Genomic DNA, 9,014 nt, shown 5'->3' with positions numbered 1-9,014 from the left:
GTTTCAAGAATGACTTCTAAAGAAGATTCATAATACCGCACTTCACTAAAAAACTTAGCTTTTATCTCACCAGCCGATTCTATCCGCGCAATGCTTTTAATAGAACGCCCATTAGGAGTATTTAAGATGAGTCATTTACTATCCTGACTTACCGAGCATTTTCTAACTTCAACCTTAGCGTGCCCCTTATCATAATTTGAGCAATATTTAATCTTTTCTAATGGTGCTTTTTCAAAATATCGCTTCACATCATCTAAAAGATTTCCCTGATTACCTTTGAGAGAGAATATATAATTTTCTCCTTTACCCATGATTTTATCTGCAACGTTATAGTGACAATAGATCTTCTACGATTCAGCCAATCCAATACTTTAGGGAGTACTGTTATCTTGTTGCTTTTATCCCTTCCCTTGGCCTAGCCTTTGTAGCAAAAGCGCATATCTTATGTAACATCTCAACTGCGCCTTGATACCTTTCCATCGATTGCTATAATATTGCCGGGCTATTTTTACTTATGACCCAGGGAGAAAATAGATCTTGAAACTCAACATTTTGCCATCCCTCAGCCCCGCATAGCGCTGCGCACAAAGTCGCTAAGAATACCTCAGACGTATCATGCACCTATTCTTTACTCGATCTAGGATCTTTTAGGGGGTTAAAATGATCTAAACCCCCTTCTTCTACTTCTTTCATGAACCTTACCTTAAATTATTCACCATCCAAGGCATTCCCTTATTATTTTTCTTTTTTCAAATATTTATTGTTATGAGGGGGCCATGTTCAGGGGGGGGGATGTCTTTTAGCGCTTCTACCTAATTATCTGGCTTTGCTTTGTTATAGAGGAAGACTTATTTTATACCTGAACCTTAGCCGTTTTAGCCCATATTCCGCACTGTGAGCACTTATGCCAAATCACCAGCACTATCTGCTCGTCTGGCATCGGGATGATTCTTTTGAATACAAGCGTCTCGTGCTATGCTTGGTTTTATTCCTCTTAAAATTTTGGTAGGTAATTTCCTTAGCTTTTGTAATATAATTGTCATTTTTTATACTAAAAAATATAGATACTTCCTTTTGGTTGTTTCCTGATTTGATATGAGGTTATAACTTTTTTTCTTAAATCTATACTGTATGGACTCGTTAATCTATTCAGTCTCTTTGAACGGAAACGTATCACTTTTTATAGTATGCTTCCACTGCTATTACTATAAACTTTCTAAAAGAGACAAGATATTTCATTAGAACTTACTCTTTTTTTGATTTTTTTTATATGAAATCCGGTATTGTATCGTTTATCGCTCCGTACCTAAAACAAACTGTTTACCCATTTCTAAAAATTTAGCACGACGTTCTACTCTAACGTTCATAGAGATATCTTGGAGTGCTAGATGCAAGCGCTCTCCTAGGGTATTAATTGTAAGCATGGGATCTCGGTGGGCTCCTCCTAAAGGTTCAGGAATAATGTCATCAATTATTTTTAATGCCTTGAGATCCTGAGCAGTTAATTTTTGCGCCACTGCAGCTTCTTCACGTTTATCACGACTACGCCATAAAATTGAAGCGCATCCTTCTGGAGAGATCACTGAATACACAGAATGTTCCAACATAAAAATTTTATTTGCGCTGGCCAAAGCTACTGCTCCGCCAGAACCGCCTTCACCAATAATGACAGAAAAAATCGGTACATCCAAAGAAAAGCTTTTCTCCAAACACGCAGCAATAGCGTAAGCTTGACCACGTTCTTCTGCTTCTGTTCCTACATATGCACCAGCAGTGTCTATAAAGGTTAGAATAGGAAAGCCGAATCGTTGTGCAAGCTCCATACATCGCAGCACCTTTCGATACCCTTCTGGATGTGGCATACCAAAATTATGTTTAAGACGACTTTCTGTATCATGACCCTTTTCATGACCCAAAACCACTATGGTGGTCCCATAAAAACGTCCTATCCCTGCTTGAATCGCTTCATCGTCTCCAAAAGTTTTATCTCCGCATAATGGAAAAAAATCCCGAATCAAATGCTGAATATACGCAGAGGTCTTAGGACGCTGTTCATGTCGTGCCACCAAAACTTTCTGCCAAGCAGTAAGATTTTTGTACAAATTAGAGAGCAACTTCTTTCGTTTTTCTTCTAGCCGTGCAATTTCAGTTTGAATCTTGATCTGATCTCCAGAAATACTTTTAAGCGCTTCAATTTGATCTTGCAGTTTTACAACGATGGTTTCAAATTCTAAATGTTGCATGTAGACAGCATTCTGTATTATTTACGCTTTTCAGCATAACAGATTGGAAAAAAACATTCTACAAAAAATGGATGAGCTCAGGCTAAAATCATAAATAATTAATCGAAGAGTTAAATAGAAGGGGACGTTGTGTTTTTACATTGAACTGATACGTACCAGTTTTTGAGCGTTTTGACTAAATTTATATTTACAATTTTATTTTTTAAAATTTATGAAAAAGCTCAATCGCTCCGCTGCGGGCGTCGCTTTTTTTGAGGGGTGATATATTTTCTACCCAACAAATAACCGTTTTTTTCTCGTAACTTAATCCTTTGGCAGAACATAAATCTTTTTTCTAGATCCGCTTTCGCAGGATGGAGTGTTTTTTTATATGTCACGCCTAAAGGCTTTATTGAATATTGAATACCAGACTCGCTAATTCCTAATTTTTCGCTGCTTTCTCGAGGATCACTATCTGGAAACTCTTCTATATCATTTCTTATACTTTCTTTGCTAAGTTTCTTCAAGGCTTATTCTTAGGTTTTTGAGGCTTTAACTTTTGCTCCATGTGAATATCACTGCTCTTGATATCCCAAATTTATTCGAAACTTCACTCTCTGAAAGTCCCTCTTTAGCGTTTTTTCTAATATACTGAATGTGTCCTATCTATTAATATATACGCTTCTAACCCTATATTATTTTTCTTTCTTACTTTTTTCATGCTCTTTTTAGACTGTTTTGGTTATATCACTGGGATCTTTATGGAGCCCCATGTTCATGGAGCTGGGATTCATAAGATCTCCTATCTTTTTTTCTTTAGATTCTTTTATGCTTTAGCGCTCTTATAAAAACTCTAGATCGTTTTCTAGGCAGGGTATGACAGAATTCATCAACGGTTTTTGGCTATGCTTACGGATTTTCCCATCATTGCCTGTCCTAAAATCATCTTTAATGAAAGCTCATTGTTATCTGTTCAATGACTTGGATAAGTTATTCTTTTTCGTGCTATCCATATCGCTTAATCATTGATTTCAAATGGTGAAGATAGGTCCTTAATCTTCATCTAAAAAGTAAATTAACGATTTTGATCGGCTTGGATGACGCAATTTTCGTAATGCTTTCGCTTCAATCTGACGTATGCGTTCTCGCGTTACATCAAAACTTTTGCCTACATCTTCTAAAGTGCGCTCGTCTCTATCTCCACCAATTCCAAATCGTAAGCGTAGCACCCGTTCTTCTCTGGCGGTTAATAACGATAATGCTTCTGATAAGGCGTCTCTTAAATCACTCATTACTGCAGCATTAATAGGAGAAATTGCAGTTTCATCCTTCAAAAAATCCCCAATATGGCTGTCTTCTTCATCTCCTACAGGCGTTTCAAGACTAATGGGTTCTTTAGAAATTTTTAGAATTTTTTGTATCTTTGCTAAAGAATACCCCATACGCTCTGCTAAATCTTCAGACGTAGGCTCGCGTCCTGTTTCATGGACGAAGGCTCGAGAAATTTTTAAAATTTTATTGATCGTTTCGATCATATGAACAGGAATACGAATTGTACGTGCTTGGTCTGCTACAGATCGCGTAATAGCTTGGCGAATCCACCATGTGGCATACGTAGAAAACTTATACCCTCGACGATACTCAAATTTATCTACAGCCTTCATTAATCCAATATTTCCTTCTTGAATTAAATCTAAAAATTGAAGTCCTCGATTGGTGTATCGTTTTGCAATGGAGATTACTAAACGAAGATTTGCTTCTATCATTTCTTTTTTTGCTTGTTCCGCGTCGTGCTCTCCAGTTTGTACTGTTTTGATAATTTGTCTTAACCGCGCTAAAGGGACATCCGCGCGTTCTGTAATGCTATCAATGTCTGAAAGTGCTTTTTCAATTCCTTCTTTTACATTCTCTACAACATTATTCCATTTTTCTGACGGTACTTTTTCTTGTATATCATGCCACCACTGCCTTGGTGTTTCCACGATATAACTCGCTAAAAAGTCTTTTACTGGAACACCACAGCCTTCGCATAATTTTAAAATTTTTGAATCACACTTTAACAAAGCTTTTTGTAGATCTAAAATAAGCGCAATGAGATCTTTTATGCGTCCACTTTGTAACCGAAGTCCTGAAAATATTTCAATCACTTCCTTGAGCGACTTTTCATTTTCAACGCCAGCCTGAATTTTATCACGAAGCGCGCGAAACTTACTTAAGGTAGTCTCTAATAAATGGCTTTCGTTTATCCAAAGATCATCTTTCTCTGGCAATGTATCGTCATCTAATTTTTCTTCCGCTTCTGTTAATGTATCATCCTCTAATTTTTCCTCCGGTTCTGTTAATGTATCATTCTCTAATTTTTCCTCCTGCTCTGCTAAAACATCCTCTTTATCTTTATTTGTGTTCTCTTGAGAAAATTTTTTATGGGGCATGGTTTCTAAATCTATAGTTTTATTCAAAAAATGATCTTTTTTATTATTCAAATTCAATAATGGTTCCGCTTCTAGCAGAGAATCTTCCCCTACAATATGGTCCAGTATAGGTACTTCTTGTTTTTCTTTTTCTATGTCCAGTTCCGTTACTAAGACTTCCTTCAAGGCTTCATCTACATTACTCTCCAGATCTACAAGATAGCGTAAAGTAAGTGTTCCTTCTTCCAATCCCTCAATCCACTGGTTTAGTGTTTCAAATAAAATAGGACTACTACATAATCCAGAAATGACCATATTTCTTCCTGCTTCTATACGTTGAGCAATGGCAACTTCGCCCGTTCGAGAGAGTAATGGTACCGAGCCTATCTCTTTTAAATACAGTCTTACTGGATCATCTACACTAGATATTTCTATCTCTTCTTCTTTTGACTCTTCTAAGGTTCCTAGCTCCAGCTGTTCTGGGTTCAATGCATCTTCTAAGCTAATTATCACACCCATATCTTTTAACATTTGAAGTGTTAATTCCTTAGCCTGAATGGTGAGGTCTTGTACTGTAAACAGCTTATTTAAATACTTTTGGCTTAAAAATCCTTGCTCTTTACTTTTTATGAGTAATGCCTGAAAAATATAGCATAAACTATTTTCTCCTTCCCGTTCTTCCTCCTCATCCAACTCTCGAAGTTGATCCCAAAGATCGGTATCTAAGGTGTTAGGTGGAAATAAATCATGATCGGTCTCATGATCCAGAACTAAAGCATTTATTTCTGGATCGTGCATGTCCAATACTTGTTTAAATACAGGGTCTTCTAAACTTTCAGAACCTAATCCGACTTCTTCAAATGTAAGATCACTTTCTACAAGAGATTTTTTCTCTTCACTATAGGGCATATTATGTGTTACTCCTCTTTAAATGTTAATAACTTAAGCTCTTCCCATTGGGAAAATAGTAAATCAGAATTATGTTTTAAGGTGTCTCGCATACGCTCTAGATAAAATTGTGTTTGATGAGCGTTAAATAATTCTATCCATTGTTCTTGCAAGGCATTTAGATCTAACTGTTGCCAAAACACAAGATGGGGTGTAACCCGTTGAACAAGTGTGCTATACCAGGAGAGACTGCTGCATTCTTTGGGGACTTCACCTTCTAAAAAAGAAGATTCCACGCAACGTGCTTTCCATTGAATCAAGTCTTCTTTAATGGAAGCATATGCTTCAGGGCAATGAAGTTGTACGAAAAGCTCTTGAACTTCTCCGTACAATTCAGGAAATACGCACAAAGCGCCCAACAAAATTTCTACGCCTAGCACAGAAGACACCGTGCAGGAAACCTCGCTTTTTTTACGAGAAACAAAGCGAGAGGAAAAACTTCTTTGATAAAAACGCTCTTTAAAAAACGTTTGATACGCATGCTTTACTTCTGTGTTTGCAATGGTTTCTACATGCTGTTTCCAGGATAGTACTGCCTTGGCTCGACGCTCTGGTACAGAAAGAACCTCTTGAGGAAAAATGGTTTCATACAAAACCTCAGAAAGAGATGAAGCATTTTTCAAGATGCTTTCCATAAAAGCCCATCCCTGATACTGGATACTGCTTTGAGGATCTTGTCCTTCTGGAAGTGACGCAATACGTAGAGTATTTCCGGGCTTAAGAACAGGAAGCGCGGTAAGAATAGCTTTCTGGACTCCTTTTTTTCCTGCGGCATCTCCATCGAAACACAGAACGGGCTCTGGTGTTGCGCGCCAAAGTATATGCAAGTGTTCACAAGATAATGCTGTTCCTAGACAGGCTACTGCTGGCATACGATTCCAAAACGCTAGAGCGTCTAAATATCCCTCCACCACCACCACGCAAGAAAGGTTAGATTTTAAATGCTCTATTCCATAAAGTATTTGGTGTTTAATAAATAAAGTGGTTTCTGGGGAATTAAGATATTTTGGCATTTTTGCTGGGTGTAAGCTTCTTCCTCCAAATCCTAAAATCTCGCAGTTTCCATTGAATATAGGAAATAGAATACGCTCTTCAAAAAAATTTTTTTGATGAAGACGGGTGATTATTCCTGCGTTTGTAAGAATTTCCGTAGAGAAATGAGATCGGATATGTCTCATAACATGTGCATCACACCAACCTATTTTAAAGTGTTCTTGACAAGCTTTAGATATTCCTCTGCTTTTTAGGTAGTTTAATGAAGGTGCATGGATTTTAAGCGCTTTTGTACAGTAATCACATACCGTTTGTAAGCATTCTTTTAGTTCAGAATTTTGATTGTTTTCATATCCTCTTTTCCATCCTTGGATATTGGCTTGTTCTGCCAATTTTTGAAGTGCTTCTATGTGTGTAATATTTTCGATATTTTTGATAAAATCTACCGCATCTCCGTGGGCGCCACATCCAAAACAGTGATACCTTCCTTTCAGTTCTTGTACAATAAAAGAAGGACTTTTTTCTTGATGAAAAGGACATAATGCACTCCAAGTAATGCCTTTTTTACGAAGCTTAACGTAACGTGACACAAGATCAACGATAGAAATACGGTGACGAATTTGCGTATAAATTGAAGCGTCCAATCTATCTTTGAAATTTTTTTACTTTCTAATTTATTAATATACACGAAATTTACGTTGGAATCTAATTCTATCTCTAGGATATACGCATAAAAAAATTCAAGAGTAAAAAATAAAAAAATATTAATAATTTTAAGTAAACTCTTGATAAAAGCGTTCTTTCTGATACATTAAATCGGGCAGTATTTGACGTTATCATCTTTGAAATGAATGCATTTTTTTCTAGGATTACTATATATTTAGGGGGGCTTTGGATTTCAGGATGTCAAAGAGTATCTTATCAAGATGCTTCCATTAAAAAAACAAAAGAAGAATTTTTAGCCTTGGCTCAGCCTGTTCAATCTGGAACGGACCGTGTTTTGCTTCAGCCTAAGAATCCTAAACCTCATTGCTATAACAAAACAATTTCATTGTGTTTATCCGGAAATCTTCCGTTACAAGAAGTGTTTTTTGAACTGGCAAAGCAGGCTAATATTAACATTGTATTTGATCGTCCGTGCTCTAAATCCACATCTGTATTGTATCATGCTCAGTGTAAACCCTTGGAAAAAGTTTTGGACGATCTTAGTTCATCCTATGATTTACGATATTATTACTCCAATGATACTTTACATATTAGTCCGGATACGCCTCATCTTAAGACGCATAACATACAGTTTTTGATCGGGGCACGCAATACGCAAACAGAAACTGCAGTCAAGACTGATATTTTAGGACAAAATGCTAAAAGTAAGACGATGTTTGCGCAGGAAAATGGTGCTGCCATTCAAATAAAAAGTAAAAATGATGTAAATTTTTGGGAGGAGCTAGAAAAAAATATTCAATATATTTTAAACGAGCCTATTAAAACAGAAAAACGAGCTTACGCCTTAAATCGTTATTCGGGTACACTCTCTGTGTGGGGTACTGCTAAGCAACATCAAGCAATTGCGTGTTATTTAAAACATTTGCAAAAGCTTGCCACAACGCAAATTCTTATTGAGGCAAAGATTATCGAAATTGAATTAACAGATGAGCATAAAAATGGAATTCAGTGGGATGCTCTTCCGGCGTTAACTGCTACGATGAATGCAAAAGCTAATTTGTCAGATGGAGCATTCTTTTCGTTTTTTGTAGACACAAAAAACTTAAATGCTTTTGCAAATTTTATGAATAAGTTTGGCACCGTACGTACACTGGCTAATCCCAGATTGACTGTATTAAATAATCAAGCATCAGTTTTGAAAGTTGCACGCAATGAAGTTTTTTTTGAAATGCAAATGGATGAAGTGATGATGACAGCAAATTCCCCTCATATTCAAAAAGCGAGAAGTCAAATTCAAACAGTACCTATTGGGTTAATTTTATATGTGCATCCAGTGGTTAATTTTGAAACGGGGCAAATTATTTTATTTCTTCATCCTACCATTTCTCGAATTATTGATGTAAAAAATGATCCTTCTATTGCGCTTTCTATGAAAGGATTCCCTACTCAGATTAAATCAGAAATTCCTGTGGTTCAGGTAAGAGAAATGGATTCTGTAGTGGCTGCAAAAGAAAATCAAGTGATTATTATTGGAGGACTTATGGAAGAGACATCAGAGTATAAAACTTCCGGAATTCCCGTTCTTTCCGACATTCCGTTGTTGGGGTTGTTATTTAGTTTTGAAGAAAAAGTTAAGCGCATGACAGAATTAGTAATTTTACTGCGTCCTCGCATTTTAAGAGGAGAGAAAGGGGAGGGGATCGAGGGAGCAGACAGAAGGCTCTACGAAGAATTCACGCAGGATCCAAGAAGGATTTCAGTATCGTGCAGGTAA

At 36.8% G+C, this 9,014-nt stretch carries 7 protein-coding genes; 1 reads left to right on the top strand and 6 read right to left on the bottom strand.

Features of this window, described 5'->3' with window-relative positions:
* Positions 1-131: 131 nt before the first annotated feature.
* The 6 genes from HCUR_RS06505 to dnaG all read right to left on the bottom strand — a co-directional run bounded on the left by HCUR_RS06505 (position 132) and on the right by dnaG (position 7,218).
* Positions 132-311, bottom strand: a complete 180-nt coding sequence (locus HCUR_RS06505) for a hypothetical protein (RefSeq protein WP_104207280.1) — start codon at positions 309-311, stop codon at positions 132-134.
* A 591-nt stretch (positions 312-902) separates the two neighbouring features.
* On the bottom strand, positions 903-1,043 hold the full coding sequence (locus tag HCUR_RS08815) for a hypothetical protein (RefSeq protein WP_165780834.1): 141 nt from the start codon (positions 1,041-1,043) through the stop codon (positions 903-905).
* 249 nt (positions 1,044-1,292) lie between these two features.
* Positions 1,293-2,243, bottom strand: a complete 951-nt coding sequence (locus HCUR_RS06500) for an acetyl-CoA carboxylase carboxyltransferase subunit alpha (protein WP_104207279.1) — start codon at positions 2,241-2,243, stop codon at positions 1,293-1,295.
* A gap of 221 nt (positions 2,244-2,464) precedes the next feature.
* Positions 2,465-2,749, bottom strand: coding sequence for an IS630 transposase-related protein (locus HCUR_RS06495; RefSeq protein WP_104207278.1), 285 nt, complete (start codon positions 2,747-2,749; stop codon positions 2,465-2,467).
* Positions 2,750-3,274: 525 nt separating this feature from the next.
* Positions 3,275-5,542, bottom strand: a complete 2,268-nt coding sequence (rpoD, locus tag HCUR_RS06490; RefSeq protein ID WP_104207277.1) for an RNA polymerase sigma factor RpoD — start codon at positions 5,540-5,542, stop codon at positions 3,275-3,277.
* A gap of 8 nt (positions 5,543-5,550) precedes the next feature.
* Complete coding sequence (gene dnaG, locus HCUR_RS06485; protein ID WP_104207276.1) at positions 5,551-7,218, bottom strand: DNA primase; 1,668 nt, start codon at positions 7,216-7,218, stop codon at positions 5,551-5,553.
* A gap of 203 nt (positions 7,219-7,421) precedes the next feature.
* Here dnaG and HCUR_RS06480 point away from each other — a divergent pair, with 203 nt between their 5' ends.
* Positions 7,422-9,014, top strand: a complete 1,593-nt coding sequence (locus tag HCUR_RS06480) for a hypothetical protein (RefSeq protein WP_104207275.1) — start codon at positions 7,422-7,424, stop codon at positions 9,012-9,014.

The organism is Holospora curviuscula (assembly GCF_002930195.1).
Classification (GTDB): Bacteria; Pseudomonadota; Alphaproteobacteria; order Holosporales; family Holosporaceae; genus Holospora; species Holospora curviuscula.
Note: the sequence above shows the minus strand (reverse complement) of the source record. Positions and strands in the feature narration are given on the sequence as shown.

What these genes read in the sequence shown, in the direction of transcription:
- HCUR_RS06480 (WP_104207275.1), top strand. Translation starts at nt 7,422, where the DNA reads ATGAATGCATTTTTTTCTAGGATTACTATATATTTAGGGGGGCTTTGG.
- HCUR_RS08815 (WP_165780834.1), bottom strand. Translation starts at nt 1,043, where the DNA reads ATGACAATTATATTACAAAAGCTAAGGAAATTACCTACCAAAATTTTA.
- HCUR_RS06505 (WP_104207280.1), bottom strand. Translation starts at nt 311, where the DNA reads ATGGGTAAAGGAGAAAATTATATATTCTCTCTCAAAGGTAATCAGGGA.
- rpoD (WP_104207277.1), bottom strand. Translation starts at nt 5,542, where the DNA reads ATGCCCTATAGTGAAGAGAAAAAATCTCTTGTAGAAAGTGATCTTACA.
- HCUR_RS06500 (WP_104207279.1), bottom strand. Translation starts at nt 2,243, where the DNA reads ATGCAACATTTAGAATTTGAAACCATCGTTGTAAAACTGCAAGATCAA.